The organism is Pseudomonas sp. NFPP07 (assembly GCF_900115645.1).
GTDB lineage: Bacteria > Pseudomonadota > Gammaproteobacteria > Pseudomonadales > Pseudomonadaceae > Aquipseudomonas > Aquipseudomonas chlororaphis.
This window is the reverse complement of the sequence record NZ_FOXG01000009.1, coordinates 249,686-265,049: the sequence shown is the minus strand read 5'-3', so window position 1 is coordinate 265,049 and position 15,364 is coordinate 249,686. Positions and strand designations below refer to the sequence as shown.

The 15,364-nt window shown below is 63.6% G+C and carries 14 protein-coding genes and 1 pseudogene; 4 read left to right on the top strand and 11 right to left on the bottom strand.

The features are described from left to right. Positions 1 to 88 precede the first annotated feature (88 nt). The 3 genes from BM019_RS23920 (at position 89) to BM019_RS23910 (ending at position 3,089) form a co-directional block, all read left to right on the top strand. Positions 89 to 1,111 (top strand): outer membrane protein assembly factor BamD, encoded by a 1,023-nt coding sequence (locus tag BM019_RS23920; protein WP_007924720.1) that lies wholly within the window; start codon positions 89 to 91, stop codon positions 1,109 to 1,111. 134 nt (positions 1,112 to 1,245) lie between these two features. After that, positions 1,246 to 1,479: a PP0621 family protein gene (locus BM019_RS23915; protein WP_092420770.1), complete on the top strand. Its 234-nt coding sequence runs from the start codon at positions 1,246 to 1,248 to the stop codon at positions 1,477 to 1,479. A 281-nt stretch (positions 1,480 to 1,760) separates the two neighbouring features. After that, positions 1,761 to 3,089: a sigma-54-dependent transcriptional regulator gene (locus tag BM019_RS23910; protein WP_092420767.1), complete on the top strand. Its 1,329-nt coding sequence runs from the start codon at positions 1,761 to 1,763 to the stop codon at positions 3,087 to 3,089. Here the strand turns inward: BM019_RS23910 and thiO are convergent. The 7 genes and pseudogenes from thiO to BM019_RS23875 all read right to left on the bottom strand — a co-directional run bounded on the left by thiO (position 3,086) and on the right by BM019_RS23875 (position 9,831). Beyond that, on the bottom strand, positions 3,086 to 4,186 hold the full coding sequence (gene thiO, locus BM019_RS23905; RefSeq protein ID WP_092420764.1) for a glycine oxidase ThiO: 1,101 nt from the start codon (positions 4,184 to 4,186) through the stop codon (positions 3,086 to 3,088). The two genes, BM019_RS23910 and thiO, sit on opposite strands and share 4 nt — an antisense overlap. Positions 4,187 to 4,240: 54 nt before the next feature. Next, positions 4,241 to 4,642 (bottom strand): type IV pilin protein, encoded by a 402-nt coding sequence (locus tag BM019_RS23900; protein ID WP_007924724.1) that lies wholly within the window; start codon positions 4,640 to 4,642, stop codon positions 4,241 to 4,243. Positions 4,643 to 4,655: 13 nt separating this feature from the next. Continuing rightward, positions 4,656 to 7,727, bottom strand: a pseudogene (locus BM019_RS23895) (PilC/PilY family type IV pilus protein). Next, positions 7,714 to 8,190 carry a pilus assembly PilX family protein gene (locus BM019_RS23890; protein WP_239691099.1) on the bottom strand — a complete coding sequence of 159 codons (477 nt, stop codon included), beginning with the start codon at positions 8,188 to 8,190 and terminating at the stop codon, positions 7,714 to 7,716. Before BM019_RS23890 ends, BM019_RS23895 begins: the two are co-directional and overlap by 14 nt. An 11-nt stretch (positions 8,191 to 8,201) precedes the next feature. Continuing rightward, entirely contained in the window at positions 8,202 to 8,912 is a 711-nt protein-coding gene (locus BM019_RS23885; RefSeq protein ID WP_092420761.1) for a PilW family protein, read from the bottom strand. Continuing rightward, a complete protein-coding gene (gene pilV / locus BM019_RS23880) occupies positions 8,909 to 9,364 on the bottom strand; it encodes a type IV pilus modification protein PilV (protein ID WP_092420759.1) in 456 nt (151 codons plus the stop codon). The genes BM019_RS23885 and pilV overlap by 4 nt, the downstream gene beginning before the upstream one ends. After that, entirely contained in the window at positions 9,361 to 9,831 is a 471-nt protein-coding gene (locus tag BM019_RS23875; protein WP_092420756.1) for a GspH/FimT family pseudopilin, read from the bottom strand. The genes pilV and BM019_RS23875 overlap by 4 nt, the downstream gene beginning before the upstream one ends. A gap of 133 nt (positions 9,832 to 9,964) precedes the next feature. Between BM019_RS23875 and BM019_RS23870 the strand changes: the two genes are divergently transcribed. After that, a complete protein-coding gene (locus BM019_RS23870) occupies positions 9,965 to 10,489 on the top strand; it encodes a GspH/FimT family pseudopilin (RefSeq protein ID WP_062824547.1) in 525 nt (174 codons plus the stop codon). On the opposite strand, the gene ispH is transcribed toward BM019_RS23870, so the two are convergent. The 4 genes from ispH to ileS all read right to left on the bottom strand — a co-directional run bounded on the left by ispH (position 10,490) and on the right by ileS (position 15,358). Next, a complete protein-coding gene (gene ispH / locus BM019_RS23865; RefSeq protein WP_007924732.1) occupies positions 10,490 to 11,437 on the bottom strand; it encodes a 4-hydroxy-3-methylbut-2-enyl diphosphate reductase in 948 nt (315 codons plus the stop codon). Positions 11,438 to 11,576: 139 nt separating this feature from the next. Then, positions 11,577 to 12,014 (bottom strand): FKBP-type peptidyl-prolyl cis-trans isomerase, encoded by a 438-nt coding sequence (gene fkpB, locus BM019_RS23860; protein WP_172833189.1) that lies wholly within the window; start codon positions 12,012 to 12,014, stop codon positions 11,577 to 11,579. A 7-nt stretch (positions 12,015 to 12,021) separates the two neighbouring features. Further along, positions 12,022 to 12,534: a signal peptidase II gene (gene lspA / locus BM019_RS23855; protein ID WP_025807545.1), complete on the bottom strand. Its 513-nt coding sequence runs from the start codon at positions 12,532 to 12,534 to the stop codon at positions 12,022 to 12,024. Further along, positions 12,527 to 15,358, bottom strand: a complete 2,832-nt coding sequence (ileS, locus tag BM019_RS23850) for an isoleucine--tRNA ligase (RefSeq protein WP_092420753.1) — start codon at positions 15,356 to 15,358, stop codon at positions 12,527 to 12,529. The genes lspA and ileS overlap by 8 nt, the downstream gene beginning before the upstream one ends. Positions 15,359 to 15,364: the final 6 nt, after the last annotated feature.

Genomic DNA, 15,364 nt, shown 5'->3' with positions numbered 1-15,364 from the left:
CTTTTGCCCCGAGGCTTTTCAACGGGGCGCTCATCATAACAGGACGGCCCCGCCCAAGACAGCGGCCGTCATAGGGACGCAAGCCGCCATGCAAGTGAAACACCTGCTGCTGATCGCCATCCTCGCACTGACCGCTGCTTGCTCATCGAAGGAAGTCGTTGACGAAAACCTGAGCGAGGTCGAGCTGTACCAGCAGGCGCAGACCGACCTCGACAACAACAGCTATACCAGCGCCACCGCCAAGCTCAAGGCCCTGGAGTCGCGTTATCCGTTCGGTCGCTACGCGGATCAGGCACAGCTCGAACTGATCTATGCCAACTACAAGAACGCCGAGCCGGAGGCCGCCAAGTCCGCCGCCGAGCGTTTCATCCGCCTGCACCCACAACACCCGAATGTGGACTACGCCTACTACCTCAAGGGCCTGACCTCCTTCGACCAGGACGTCGGCCTGCTGGCGCGCTTCCTGCCGCTGGACATGACCAAGCGTGACCCGGGTGCCGCGCGCGACTCCTACAACGAGTTCGCCCAGCTCACCAGCCGCTTCCCGAACAGCCGCTACGCGCCGGACGCCAAGCAGCGCATGATCTACCTGCGCAACCTGCTGGCCTCCTACGAAATCCACGTGGCCGACTACTACCTGACCCGTCAGGCCTATGTAGCCGCCGCCAACCGTGGCCGCTACGTGGTGGAAAACTTCCAGGAAACCCCGTCGGTGGCCGATGGCCTGGCGGTGATGACCGAGGCTTACCAGCGTCTGCACCTGGACGAACTGGCCGCCACCAGCCTGGAAACCCTGAAGCTTAACTACCCCGATCACCCGACCCTGGTCGATGGCCAGTTCGTGCCACGGGTCGCCGAGGCGGACAACCGCTCCTGGCTGAGCAAGGCCACCCTGGGCCTGATCGAGTCCCGTCCACCGCTGCCGCCGGGAGAAACCCGCGCCAACCAGGACGTGATGAAGCAATACCAGGACGCCAAGGATGCGATTCCGGCCGAGCTCAAGCCTAAAGACGCCAATGGCGACGCTGTCGAAGAAGAACAGCATGAAGCCGAAGGCAACAACAGCGACCGCTCGTGGTTCAGCTACATGACCTTCGGCGTGTTCGACTGACACCGCCGCGGTCACAAAAAAGGGAGACTTTCGAGTCTCCCTTTTTTTGTCCGTGGATTTCAGCGCTGATTGCACTGTGCTCCCAGCATGACCTTGGCTAAACTGCCGGTTCCTCACTCACATAGCTGGCTACCATGCTTCGTCTACTGTTCTGGATCGCCCTGATTGCCGCTGCGGTATGGCTCTGGCGCAAATTCAAGCAGCCCGCCTCCGGCACCGCTGCGCCCCGCGAACCCAGCACCACACCCATGGTGCGCTGCGCCCATTGCGGCGTGCACCTGCCCCGCGACCGGGCGCTGCCCCTCGAGCAGCAGTGGTATTGCAGCCAGACGCACCTGGAGCAAGGTCCGATCTCCCGCGATCGCTGAACCTCGACCGCAGCGGTGCATATGACGTCAAAAGCACGTTGTTTGCACCGCTGAATAATTCGCTACAAAAAAGCCACCGCCTCTCCTCTCCTCGCTTCCGGCCGGCAACCCTCGGCAAATCGGGGCTATTACCCTGCGCGTCATCTTGAATCCGACCAAGCGGCCCCGCACCGCCCGACCTTGAGCGGGCCAACGACCTCAAGCCTGCCTAGACTTCACGACACGCCAGGATGGCGGGTGCTCTCGCACCTCTTTCGCTCACGGATGAAGCAGTAAGCGGCATGAGCCCACGACAAAAAGTCTTGATCGTCGATGACGATCCAAGCATTCGCGAATATCTGGAAATCAGCCTCGGCCGGATGCAACGCCATACCCGCAGCGCCCGCACCCTGGGCGAAGCGCGTCACTGGCTGGCGCGGGAAGGCTTCGACCTGTGCCTGAGCGACCTGCATTTGCCCGACGGCACGGGGCTGGAATTACTCGAGCATATCCAGTGCCGCCAGCTGCGAATGCCGCTGGCAATACTCAGCACCTGCGCCCGCCAGGAAACCGCGGTCCACGCCCTGAAGGCCGGCGCCATCGACTTCCTGAGCAAGCCCCTGGCCCTGGCGCGCTTGCGCGAGCTGCTGAATGGCGCCCTGCCCGGATCGACACCACCGAACACTGCCACCGGCCCATTGCTCGGCGATTCGGCCGCCATGCACAAACTGCGCGGACAAATCGGCAAACTGGCCCGGAGCCAGGCCTCGATCTATATCAGCGGAGAGTCCGGAAGCGGCAAGGAACTGGTCGCCCGCGCGATCCACGAGCAGGGTCCTCGAGCCTGCCACGCCTTCGTGCCGGTCAATTGCGGAGCCATCCCACCGGAACTGATGGAGAGCGAGTTTTTCGGCCATCGCAAAGGCAGCTTCAGCGGCGCTATCGAAGACAAGCCCGGCCTGTTCCAGGCGGCGCACGGCGGCACGCTGTTTCTCGATGAGGTGGCCGATCTGCCGCTGGCGATGCAGGTCAAATTGCTCCGCGCGCTGCAGGAGAAGGCGGTACGTTGCGTCGGCGGGCAACAGGAGGTCCAGGTCGATGTGCGCATTCTCTGCGCCACCCACAAGGCGTTGCTGGCGGAAGTGCATGCCGGGCGCTTTCGCCAGGATCTCTACTACCGCCTGAACGTGATCGAGTTGCCGGTGCCAGCGCTACGGGCGCGCAAGGCTGATATCGAACCCTTGGCCACCGCCATTCTCGAGCGCCTGGCGCAGGGTAACGGCCAACAACTGGCACGGCTTCAGCCAAGCGCGCTGCAAGCGCTCCAGGGCTACGACTTTCCCGGTAACGTGCGCGAACTGGAGAACCTGCTCGAACGGGCACACACCCTGTGCGAGAACCGGCGGATCGAAGCACGCGACCTGCGCCTGACGCCAAACGGCACCCACCCGGCCATCACGCCCGGACCGGCACAGGCGATCAACCTTGAGAAACATCTGCAAGAAGTCGAGCGCCGGCTGATCCTCCAGGCCCTGGAGCACACCCGCTGGAACCGCACGGCGGCGGCCCAGCGCTTGAGCTTGTCGTTTCGTTCGATGCGCTACCGGCTGAAGAAACTCGGCCTGGATTAAATTCGCCCACTGGGCGCATAAGGCGCCGGGTCGATGATCGGCTCCCGACCCAGCATCAGGTCGGCGAACAGCTGGCAGGACGCGGGCGCCAGGACCAGACCGTTGCGATAGTGCCCGCAGTTCAACCACAGCCCCGCCAGCCCCGGCACCGGGCCGATATAGGGAATGCCCTCGGGCGAACCCGGACGCAAGCCCGCCCAATGGCCCACCACCTCGGCCTGCGCCAGCGCCGGGATCAACTCGATGGCCGAAGCCTTCAGGCTTTCCAGGGCCGACAAGGTCGGGGTCTTGTCGAAGCCTTCGTGCTCCAGGGTACTGCCGATCAAGATGTGGCCGTCGCGCCGGGGAATCGCGTAACGCCCCTTGGCCAGGACCATGCAGGAAAGAAAATCCGACGCGCACTTGTAGAGGATCATCTGGCCTTTGACCGGCTCCACCGGCAACGCCAGCCCCAGGCTCTGGAGCAATTCGCCGCTCCAGGCCCCTGCCGCCAGCACCACCTGATCGCCACGGATTTCGCCCAGGGAGGTCTGCACCCCGAGCACTCGCTCACCTTCGCGGATAAACCCGCTGACTTCGCACTGCTCGTGAAGGGTCACCGCCGGCAGGGCCGACAGAGCGGCCTTCAGCGATTTGACCAGGCGCGGATTGCGCACGTTGGCCACGTCGGCCATGTAGATCGCCCGCAAAAAACCGCCGCCCAGCACCGGCACCGCGTCATGAGCCACCGAGATATCCACAGCGCTCAATGGCCGCTGTTCCCGCCGGGCCCAGGCCAGCGCTTCGGCCTCGTCGTCGAGGTCCAGCCAGTACAGGCCGGTGGTGTGCACTTCAGGATCGACACCGGTCGTGGCAAACAGGCGTTCGGCCAGCTGTGGATAAAAATCCTGCGACCAATGCGCCAGCGCGGTGACCGCCGGGCTGTAGCGCCAGGGGTACAGCGGCGAGACGATCCCGCCGCCGGCCCAGGAGGATTCCTGGCCGACATTCGAGCGTTCGAGCAGCACCACCTGCTGCCCGGTGGATGCCAGGTTGAACGCGGTCAGCAGGCCGATCACTCCACCGCCGACAATCACCACTTGCTGTTGCTTTGCCATAGTCCAGTCCAGGAAATGAAAACACCGGGCGCCGCCAGCGCCCGAGAAGGTTGTTCAGCGCCCCCAGCAATCCTTGCTGGTCACCCCGTCGGCCATATTGTTGTTGCCCATGGCACCGGTGTGGCTAAGGGTGAACTCGCCGCATTTGTCGCCGGCCATCATGCTCTCGGTTTTCGGCGTCGCGGTCAGGGTAAAGCTCTGGTCGGCCAGGACTGGCGTGATGCTGTAGTCGTCGTTGCCGGCGCTGAGGCCCGGAGCGTTGCTGTAGACACCGCCCTTGGAATGAAACCGCTCGAGGCTCTGCGCCTGTTCCGACAGCAGGCCGGCAATCTGCGTGCGATGGGTTTTCTTCACGTACTCGGTGATGCTGGGCAGGCTCAGGGTGACGACGAGCCCGATGATCGCAATCACGATCATGATTTCGATCAGGGTAAAACCTTGGTTGGATCTACGCATGCCTCACTCTCACTTACTGTATTTGTCGCCACATGATGCGGCGGCTGCCACCGCCCGGTTTCTCGACCAGGGAGGCGATACCGCCGCCGGAATCGCTGACGATTTTGCGGGTAGCGCGGTTAAGCACAGCGCTCAACGCAGGAATGCCGCCGGTAAAGATGACACCGCTGGAAGGCGTGTCCAGACCATCGACCACTTCATCGCCATTGGTGTCGAGCACCGCGTCGTCCTGCATCTTACCGCTGAATGCGTCCAGCTCGACCAATTTGCCGTTGCCCGCGCTGGAACAAGGGTCGCCCGCCTCGACAGCGGCGGTGCTGAAGACAATGCGACCCGCCACCAACGTGGCCTGATTGATGACCCGCTCGCCGCTGGACGCCTCCCCCAGCGGCAGGTACCAGCCCTGCTCGGCCGGATAACTGACATCCGCCTGGGTGCTGGTGATATAGGAGCCCGCGCTACCGGCAAACAGCCCGGTGATCGCTTGCGCCTGCAGGTCAGCCACGGTGATCCGCCCCGCCCCGTCCGGGGCATCCCAGACCGCGTAGAAACCCTGGGCATCCTTGCTGCGTTTGTCGGCCAGCTCGCTGAGCTTGCCGGTGCCGAACAGCACCAGCTTGCCGCCCTCGGGATGATCCACCAGCAACGGCTGCGCGGTGATCGGCTGGCTCGCGCCACCCGGAGCGCTGAACAACGGAGCACCGCCAAAGGCCGGGCCCCAGCTGTCCGGCGCCGAACCGCTCAAATCGAACTTCCACAGATGGCCCTGGAGATCGCCGCCATAGGCCGCCTGGACCACATTCTGGCTGTCCACCCGCACCTTCACCGAGGACAAGCCGTTCTCCTGCCCATTGCCATCGACCAGAATTTTCCTGATCAACGAGCCATCGCGAATATCCAGCACATACAAGGCGGCGACCCCGGAATGGCTGCCATAGCCATTGCCGATAAAGGCCGCCCAGCGCCCGTCGGCCAAGCGTGCCACTTCCGGGCGGGCGTAGGCATAACCCAGGTCATTGAACGGGTGGCTGTTATCGGCAACCTCAGGCGCGGCGATTTCCCACAGCGCCTGCGGCGTATTGCCGGCCTGGCCATACAGCTGCACCGCGTAAAACACCTTGCCGCCGGCCCCGGTGCCCGCCAGCGCCAGGGTTGCCCAGGCTGTGCCGAGTTGGGCATCGAAGACCGCCACCGGGCCATCGGCCAAAAACCGGTGACGTTCCCCGTTGACGTAGCCGGGGTCGGCGATGTGATGCAGCAGCGGCAAGGCACTGGAGGGCATATAGGCGTAGCGGCGCCGGCCATTCTCAGGGTCGATCAGCGAAAGCAGGCCGTCATTGGCATTGACCAGCAGGCTCGGGGTCATGCCTTGGGCCTTGCTCGCCAGGTAGGCGCTGTAGTCGCTGTCGCCCTGCAGGTCGGCGGCGTCCTGCGCGGTCGGCGTCGCCATGACCAGCGGCGAGTTGACGATGTCCCCCAGCAGGCGGGTACGCACCTTGAGCCCGGCCCGGTTACTCCCCTGGCTCCAGGCCAGTAGATCGGCCGCGGTGGTGCCGGGCAGCAGGTTCTGGGCGAGCGCGGCCTGCTGCGCGCCGGACAGTTGGTCATGGCGCAAGGCAACGGCGGTCCGGGTGGCGCTGTTCCAGGTCTGGAAGATCCCCGGCGATGCATCGGCAACCAGGGTCTAGTCCGTGCTCCACAGCGGCGTACGGGTGTCGACCGCACCAGCGGGGCTGATGCCATACGCCCTGATGGTGCCGTGCCAATCGACGGAGTCATAAGACGCCTGGAAATAACTCGAACCGCTGGCCAGCCCGGCGGCCCCCGCCGTGGCACTCCCCGCCTGGGCGGCGGAAGCCGAAACCTCGCCCAGGGCCGAGGCCAGTGCGGCGTCGAGCCCCGCCTTGTCGGTCACCGGGTAGAACTTGCCCCGGCCATAGTTCGCCGCATCCGCCAGCATGGGGTACTGCGCGTTGAGACCGATGGTGTAAGTGTTCATGTGCTGCTGCGCGAAGCCCGCCGAATCCCAGCTTTTCCCCGCGATATCCATGCCTGCCGCGCGCATGTCGATATCCACCGCCAGCTTGGCGATGTCATCCAGATACAGGCTGCTGCCCTCCTCGTTGCCGCCAGGATTAATACCGTCATTGGGCACCCCATCCCAATCTGGCAGGCTGCTCGCCCCCTGGGGTTCACGGGAGGGAAAACTGTGGTCGTAACTGGGCAGGCCATCGGTCACCACCAGGCCGTAATTGCGCTGGCAGCGATACTGGATCGGGCTGCCATAGGTAGAGGGCGTGCTGTTGTAGTAAGGCGCCAGCCCCCGAAAATAACGGCTGATCTCGTAATAGGTTTCCGCCAGCGGCGCCTCGGCCGAGGCCCTGAGCCCGCCGATGGCGGACAGCAATGCCTGGTAGTTAGCGTCGGCCTGAGCCTGGCTGACCTGGTCGCTGAGCGGAGCCAGATCGCTGATGGTGCGCACGATACACCCACCCGGCGCCAGATCGCCGCCCGCTGGCGGGTTGAAGCTCGCCAGGCCAATGCGCAGCGCGCGGTTGTCAGCCACCAGCTTGCTGGCGGCCTCACGCACCAGGGTCATCCGGTCCTGAGCGGGAATCGAGCCATCGGTGAAATCCCGGTCGCGACCGTCGGCCAGGGCCAGCAGGTAAGCCAAATAGGCAGCCGAATAGCGGGTGCGGCCGTTCCCCGCGGGATCAGGCAGCTTGAGGCACTGTGGCCGGGCACTGTCGCGGTAGAAACCGACATAACCGCTGGCGCAGCCCGCCTGGCTCAGCGTTGAAAGAGCAAGCGAATCCGTGCTCGGACTGGCTCCGGCCAGGCATTCGCCCGCCTGCATCCGGCACGGCCTGACCGGCGCCCGCGCCAGCCCGGGATCGAAACCCGGGGCATAGACAATGCTGTTCATGCTCTGCGAGTCGTCGAGCAGCAGCATCACATTCGGTGCCACCGCCGCCGCGTTCGCCAAAGGTGCCTGCGCTGGGCTGAAGCCATAGGCCGAGGCACTCAGATAGAGGCCCAGCAAAGCGCCAGCCAGCAATCCCCCAGGCCTTTCAATACTTGGCATAAATGCTCTCCAGCACGCTGCGCGAGTGGCCGGCCAGCCCGACAGCAGTCACCCGGTACAGGGTCGCGGAAGTGTTGCTCGGCACATGGACCGCCCCCAGCGTCGTACCGAGGTTCTGCACAGCGTAAAAACCGTTATCGGTGGCGATCCAGGTCACGCCCGAATGGCTGTTGTGGCCCGCGGCGCTGACAGCCGCGGACTCGCCGGGCGGCGCGCAGTGGCCGCCGCTACAGGCCGCCAATACATAACTGTCCTGCTGCACCGCGCTCTCACCGATGCGCAGGGCCATCTCCGCCGCCTGGAACGACTGATTGCGCAGCCACAGGCCGCCGGCCATCTTTTCCTGCAAGGTCGCGTTCTGCATCGACGAAATGCCGATCAAGGTCAGCAACAACAGGAACACCAGGCTCATCAGCAGCGCCATGCCGCGCTGCGCCCCGGGAGCCGTTTGATACGAAGTCATCGGCAATTCCCTCACAACAGGCGATTGCGCAAGGCGGCCACCACATTGAACGTCTGCGGCCGCACTCGCGCCTGGGGATCGCTCAGGGTCAGGCTCAAGCGCACGCTGCGAATCCGTGCCGGGTCTCCAGGATCACGGCTATAGCTGGAGGCCGCGACATCCGTGGCTGTGCTGGCGATGCCGAACGACACGTCGAACGCGCTGACATTGTTCACCAGCACCGCCTGGCCGGAGCCAGTGCCGGTGCCCATCAGCAGTTGGTTGTCCTTCAAGCTGTACACCAGGCGCCGCACCGCAAACGCCTGCTGCCCCGAGGGGGCCTTGCGGGCGCCGGTATAGGCGGTGGCGCTATTGCGGCAATCGCTCAGCACGGTCCAGGTCGGGGCGCCACCGCTGTCACCGATATCGGCCGTGACCAGCGTCAGCCGGTGGTTGGCGTTGTCCCAGCGGATAGGCGTTTGCGCATGGCCGGCGAAGTCCGCGGCAATGCTGGAGTCGGCAATGTTCTGCAGGCAACCGAACATGCCGACCATGCGTATTTCCTGGATCATCTTGCTCAGCACGAAGCGCGCATCCTCTTGCAGGCTGGCCGAGGCGTTCTGGCTGACATAGGTATTTTTGGCCGAGATGAAAATCTGCGTCACGCCCAAGGCCACGATCAGGCTCAACGCCAGCGCCACCAGCATTTCGATCAGACCGAAGCCGCTGTTCCCGCGTCTCATGGCTTGCTCCCCGGATCCACTGCCACCCGGCTGCTCAGGACAAAACTGCGGGAGCCTTCAGCAGGCTCGCCAGAAGAATGGGCGGCACGGGCGTCGTCCCAGGTGATGCTGATGGTGAACACGCCCTGCTTGAGGCTGATATGGCCCTCGGCGGTCGGCCCGCCAAAACTCTCGACATTGCGCTTGAAGTCATAGAGGTCCTGGTCCCGAACCACGCCGAAATTGCCGGCCTCGGGAGCTGCCACGGTGTAGTCCGCAGCGCTGTTGGCGCGGATGCGATCGAGCATGTCATAGGCGATGAGGCTGGCCTGGCTGGTCATCAATGCACTGTCAGTGTAGCGCAGGGCATTGAGCTGGACCGCCGCCGCACCGAGCAGGCCGATGCCGAGAATCAGCACCGCCACCAGCACCTCGATCAGCGTCATTCCGGCCTGCACGCTCCTGCCCGTCATTTGCACTCCCCGTTTACCGCTATCCGTCCGTTCAGGCACAGCGTGATCGTCCTGTGTTGCTCGCCCAGCACATAGCTCATGACCGGCGGGACCGCAGCCGATACACCGCCCAACGCGTTGAAGCCAATGCTGTCGAATTCAGAGGTTAGCGTCAGCCGGGCGCCGCGACTGACCGCGGGAACAACCCGCAATACATTCGTCGCCGGTCCGTCGCCTTGATAAATCGACAGCCCCCGGCTCCAGTCCGAATCGATCGCGGCCGGGCGCAGGTGAACCGGCAAGCCACTGTCGATCGCCTCTAGACGCGCGTAATTCAAGCTGCGCAGCAGTTCGCTGATGTCGCTGTCGGCCTTGGAGCGCTGTGCCATCTGACTGAACGCGGGAACCACCAGGGTCAACAAAACCGCCAAAACTGCCAGGGCCACCAGCAATTCGATCAGCGTGAAGCCTTCTGTACGGTGACGCATGCCATCCCCTTGAGCGGCCAGCGGCTATAACTGGCTCTGGCACTTCGAACCTTCATAGACCGAGGGTTTGAGGTTTTGCTCAATGGCCGGGCAAGGATTGTCCGGGCCTGGCGCACTCCATGGAGGGAGAACCATGTCGCAGAAGGGTTTCGGCCTGATCGAAATAATCGTGGGCTTGGCGCTTGCCAGCCTGATGATGCTGTTCGCCACCACCTCATTCGGGGAGTTGTTCCAGTCGACACGCCGGCTGGATGCCGCACAGATGCTTGCCAGCGGCATTCGCAATGCGCGCACCGAAGCCATCCTGCGTCAGCAGCGAACCGTGATTCACGGGTTGAACGATGACTGGAGCCAAGGCTGGCGGATCATTCTGGATATCAGCGGCGAGGGCTCGCAGGACAGCGATAACCCGGTACTGCTTGAACGCCGGGGGGACGCCCGGGTGGCGATTGTCGGCAATCGTCCGGTGGAGCATTTCGTGCGCTTCAGTGGCCTGGGCGATCCGCAGCTGCCCAGCGGCGCCTTTCAGGCCGGGACGCTGCACATCTGCGCGGCCGATCCGGGAACGAGCCAGCACCAGGTGGTGCTTTCCCGCAGTGGGCGGGTCAGCCTGCGCAGCGACAAGGCCGCGCAGGCGTTATGCGACAGGCAGGGCTGATCAGAGCAGGGAGCGAACGCGCAGCTCTTTGGGCATGGAAAAGGTGATGTTTTCTTCGCGGCCGGCCAGTTCGTCGGCGCCGGTGGCGCCCCAGGCGTGCAATTGCTCGATCACGCCCCGTACCAGCACCTCGGGAGCCGAAGCCCCGGCGGTGATGCCGATGCGCTCGACGCCGTCGAACCAGCTGCGTTGCATGTCCTCGGCACCGTCGATCAGGTACGCCGGGGTGGCCATGCGCTCGGCCAGTTCACGCAGGCGGTTGGAATTGGAGCTGTTCGGGCTGCCCACCACCAGTACCACATCGCACTCGTCGGCCAGTTGCTTGACCGCATCCTGACGGTTCTGCGTGGCGTAGCAGATGTCGTCCTTGCGCGGCCCGCCAATCGCCGGGAAACGCTGGCGCAAGGCATCGATGACCCGGCTGGTGTCGTCCATCGACAAGGTGGTCTGGGTAACGAACGCCAGCTTTTCAGGATTGCGCACCTGCAGCTCGGCGACGTCTTGCTCATCTTCCACCAGGTAGATCGCGCCGCCATTGCTGGCGTCGTACTGGCCCATGGTGCCTTCGACTTCCGGGTGGCCGGCATGGCCGATCAGGATGCATTCGCGACCGTCGCGGCTGTAGCGCGCCACTTCGATATGCACCTTGGTCACCAGCGGGCAGGTCGCATCGAAGACTTTCAGGCCACGGCCCGCCGCTTCGCTGCGCACGGCCTGGGAAACGCCGTGGGCGCTGAAGATCACGATGACGTCATCCGGCACCTGGTCCAGCTCCTCGACAAAGATCGCGCCGCGAGCGCGCAGGTCTTCGACGACAAATTTGTTGTGCACCACTTCATGACGCACGTAGATCGGCGGCCCGAAGACCTCCAGGGCGCGATTGACGATTTCGATCGCGCGGTCCACGCCAGCGCAGAAGCCACGGGGGTTGGCGAGTTTGATTTGCATGCTGTGCCTCGTGTCTTGCCCTGTAGGAGCGAGCTTGCTCGCGAAGAACTCAAAGACGCCGCGGTCATCCTGAATGCCAGCGTTATCGTTGAAGAACTTCGCGAGCAAGCTCGCTCCTACAGCAGGCTGGTTTCGTTAGTTACAGCGCTTTAACGTCGATGATCTCGACATCAAAGGTCAAGGTTTTACCGGCCAACGGATGGTTGAAGTCAACCGTCACCTGGGCGTCATCAAAGGCTTTGACCACGCCTGGCAGCTCGGTATTCGCCGCATCGTTGAAGATCACCAGCAGGCCTTCGGACAGTTCCATATCCTGGAACTGCGAACGCGGGATGATCTGCACGTTTTGCGGGTTCGGCTGGCCAAAGGCGTTTTCCGGCTCGATAGTCAGGTTACGCTTGTCACCCGCCTTGAAGCCGAACAGGGCCGCTTCAAAACCTGGCAGCAGGTTGCCGTCACCGACCTTGAAGGTCGCCGGGGCCTTGTCGAAGGTGCTGTCCACCGTGTCGCCGTTCTCCAGGCGCAATGCGAAATGCAAAGTGACTTCCGTGTTCTGGCCGATGCGTTGTTCAGCCAATACCTGTTCAGTCATGAACGGCTTCTCCGGTTTTCTTGCTTTTGAACATATCCAGCGCAAGCATCACCGCACCCACGCTGATGGCGCTGTCGGCAAAGTTGAACGCCGGGAAATACCAGCGGTTCTGCCAATGCACCAGGATGAAATCGATCACATGGCCCAGGGCGATGCGGTCATACAGGTTGCCCAGCGCGCCGCCCAGCACCAGTGCCAGGGCGACCGCCAGCCAGGTTTCGTTGCGCCCCAGGCGCTTGAGCCAGACCACCAGTACCGCGCTGACCACCACCGCGATCAGGGCGAACAACCAGCGCTGCCAGCCCGAGCTGTCCGCCAGGAAGCTGAATGCCGCGCCGGTGTTGTAGGCCAGGGTCCAGCTGAAGTAATCCGGGATCACCACGATCTGCTGGTACATCGACAGCGAGCTTTCGAAGTGCAGCTTGCTGGCCTGGTCGATGACCAGGACCAGCACGCTCAACCACAGCCAGCCCAGACGGCCGAAACGGCCCGCGGCATTAGGCATAGTGACGAACCTCGCCTGCGCCGCTGATGTTGTCGACGCAGCGACCGCAGATTTCCGGGTGCTCAGGGTGCACGCCAACATCTTCACGGCAGTGCCAGCAACGGGCGCACTTGGCGAAGCTCGACTTGACCACTTTCAGCTTGAGGCCGGCGACTTCGGTTTCCACCGCATCCGCCGGTGCCTGCGCGAAAGGCGCGACGCTGGCGGTGGAGGTGATCAGCACGAAGCGCAGCTCGTTGCTCAGCTTGGCCAGGTCGGCGCTCAGCGCTTCCTCGGCGTACAAGGTCACTTCGGCTTGCAGGTTGCCACCGACGGCCTTGGCCGCGCGCTGGATTTCCATTTCCTTGTTGACCGCGACCTTGACCGCCATGATCCGCTCCCAGTAGGCACGGTCCAGCTCGAAGCCTTCCGGCAGCTCGCTGAGGCCCTGGTACCAGGTGTTGAGCATGACCGACTCGTTGCGCTCGCCCGGCAGGTACTGCCACAGCTCGTCGGCGGTGAAGGCGAGGATCGGCGCGATCCAGCGCACCAGCGCTTCGGAGATGTGGAACAGCGCGGTCTGGCACGAACGACGGGCCTTGCTGTCGGCGCCAGTGGTGTACTGGCGGTCCTTGATGATGTCCAGGTAGAAACCGCCCAGCTCCTGCACGCAGAAGTTGTGCACCTTGGAGTAGACGTTCCAGAAGCGGTATTCGCCGTAGTGCAGTTCCAGCTCGCGCTGCAGCAGCAGGGTACGGTCCACGGCCCAACGGTCCAGGGCGAGCATTTCTTCGGCCGGCAGGATATCGGTGGCCGGGTTGAAGCCGCTCAGGTTGGAAAGCAGGAAGCGCGCGGTGTTGCGGATACGCCGGTAGGCGTCGGCGCTGCGCTGCAGGATCTGGTCGGAAACCGCCATTTCACCGGAGTAGTCGGTGGCCGAGACCCACAGACGCATGATGTCGGCGCCCAGGGTGTCGTTGACCTTCTGCGGCGCAATCACGTTGCCCAGGGACTTGGACATCTTGCGACCGTTCTCGTCGACGGTGAAACCGTGGGTCAGCAGTTCGCGATACGGCGCATTGCCATCGATCGCGCAGCCGGTCAGCAGGGACGAGTGGAACCAGCCGCGGTGCTGGTCGGAACCTTCCAGGTACAGGTCGGCACGCGGGCCGCTGGCGTGGCCCATAGGGTGCGAGCCGCGCAGTACGTGCCAGTGAGTGGTACCGGAGTCGAACCAGACGTCCAGGGTGTCGCTGATCTTGTCGTATTGCGGGGCTTCGTCACCCAGCAACTCGGCCGCGTCCATCTTGAACCAGGCCTCGATGCCTTCGTGCTCGACACGCTTGGCAACTTCTTCCATCAACTCGACGGTGCGTGGGTGCAGCTCGCCGCTTTCCTTGTGCAGGAAGAATGGGATCGGCACGCCCCAGTTGCGCTGACGGGAGATGCACCAGTCCGGACGGTTGGCGATCATCGAATGCAGGCGCGCCTGGCCCCAGGCCGGCACGAACTGAGTCTCTTCGATGGCCTGCAACGCACGCTGGCGCAGGGTGTTGCCGCTGGTTGGCTGCTTGTCCATGCCGACGAACCACTGCGCGGTGGCACGGTAGATCAGCGGGGTCTTGTGGCGCCAGCAATGCATGTAGCTGTGGCTGATGGTTTCGGTGTGCAGCAGCGCACCGACTTCAGTCAGCTTGTCGACGATGGCCGGGTTGGCCTTCCAGATGAACTGGCCACCGAAGAACTCCAGCGAGGTGGCGTACACGCCATTGCTCTGCACTGGGTTGAGGATGTCGTCGTTGACCATGCCGTAACGCTTGCAGGTCACGAAGTCGTCTTCGCCGTAGGCTGGCGAGGAGTGAACCACGCCGGTACCCGCGCCCAGCTCGACGTAGTCAGCCAGGTACACCGGCGACAGACGATCGTAGAACGGGTGACGGAAGTTGATCAGCTCCAGCGCCGAACCCGGGGCGGTGGCGATGACCGAGCCTTCCAGGTTGTAGCGGGCCAGGCAGGACTCCACCAGCTCCTCGGCCAGCACCAACAGCTTGTCGCCAGCGTCGACCAGGGCGTAGTTGAACTCAGGGTGAACGTTCAACGCCTGGTTGGCCGGGATGGTCCACGGAGTGGTGGTCCAGATCACGATCGAAGCCGGCTTGCTCAGCTTGGCCAGGCCAAAGGCAGCGGCCAGCTTGTCTGCGTCGGCGATCGGGAAGGCCACGTCGATGGTCGAGGACTTCTTGTCCTGGTACTCGACCTCCGCTTCAGCCAGGGCCGAGCCGCAGTCGAAGCACCAGTTCACCGGCTTGAGGCCCTTGAACACAAAACCGCCCTTGACCATTTCCGCCAGGGCACGGATTTCCCCAGCCTCGTTGGCGAAGTCCATGGTCTTGTACGGGTTGGCCCAGTCGCCCAACACGCCGAGGCGGATGAACTCGGCTTTCTGGCCTTCGATCTGCTCGGTGGCGTAGGCACGGCACAGCTCACGGGTCTTGTCCGAGGACAGGTTCTTGCCGTGGGTGACCTCGACCTTGTGCTCGATCGGCAGACCGTGGCAGTCCCAACCCGGAACATAAGGCGCGTCGAAGCCCGCCAGGGTCTTCGAACGGATGATCATGTCCTTGAGAATCTTGTTGACCGCATGACCGATGTGAATCGAGCCGTTGGCGTAGGGCGGACCGTCGTGAAGTACGAACTTCGGACGATCCTTGCCAATTTCGCGCAACTTACCGTACAGGCCAATGCTGTCCCAGCGCTGCAGAATCTGCGGTTCGCGCTGAGGCAGGCCGGCCTTCATTGGGAAGGCGGTGTCCGGAAGGTTTAGCGTGGCTTTATAGTCGGTCATTTAAGG

Excerpts from the sequence above, each read along its gene's own strand:
- BM019_RS23920 (WP_007924720.1), top strand. The coding sequence starts at position 89 with ATGCAAGTGAAACACCTGCTGCTGATCGCCATCCTCGCACTGACCGCT.
- BM019_RS23915 (WP_092420770.1), top strand. The coding sequence starts at position 1,246 with ATGCTTCGTCTACTGTTCTGGATCGCCCTGATTGCCGCTGCGGTATGG.
- BM019_RS23910 (WP_092420767.1), top strand. The coding sequence starts at position 1,761 with ATGAGCCCACGACAAAAAGTCTTGATCGTCGATGACGATCCAAGCATT.
- thiO (WP_092420764.1), bottom strand. The coding sequence starts at position 4,186 with ATGGCAAAGCAACAGCAAGTGGTGATTGTCGGCGGTGGAGTGATCGGC.
- BM019_RS23900 (WP_007924724.1), bottom strand. The coding sequence starts at position 4,642 with ATGCGTAGATCCAACCAAGGTTTTACCCTGATCGAAATCATGATCGTG.
- BM019_RS23890 (WP_239691099.1), bottom strand. The coding sequence starts at position 8,190 with ATGACTTCGTATCAAACGGCTCCCGGGGCGCAGCGCGGCATGGCGCTG.
- BM019_RS23885 (WP_092420761.1), bottom strand. The coding sequence starts at position 8,912 with ATGAGACGCGGGAACAGCGGCTTCGGTCTGATCGAAATGCTGGTGGCG.
- pilV (WP_092420759.1), bottom strand. The coding sequence starts at position 9,364 with ATGACGGGCAGGAGCGTGCAGGCCGGAATGACGCTGATCGAGGTGCTG.
- BM019_RS23875 (WP_092420756.1), bottom strand. The coding sequence starts at position 9,831 with ATGCGTCACCGTACAGAAGGCTTCACGCTGATCGAATTGCTGGTGGCC.
- BM019_RS23870 (WP_062824547.1), top strand. The coding sequence starts at position 9,965 with ATGTCGCAGAAGGGTTTCGGCCTGATCGAAATAATCGTGGGCTTGGCG.
- ispH (WP_007924732.1), bottom strand. The coding sequence starts at position 11,437 with ATGCAAATCAAACTCGCCAACCCCCGTGGCTTCTGCGCTGGCGTGGAC.
- lspA (WP_025807545.1), bottom strand. The coding sequence starts at position 12,534 with ATGCCTAATGCCGCGGGCCGTTTCGGCCGTCTGGGCTGGCTGTGGTTG.
- ileS (WP_092420753.1), bottom strand. The coding sequence starts at position 15,358 with ATGACCGACTATAAAGCCACGCTAAACCTTCCGGACACCGCCTTCCCA.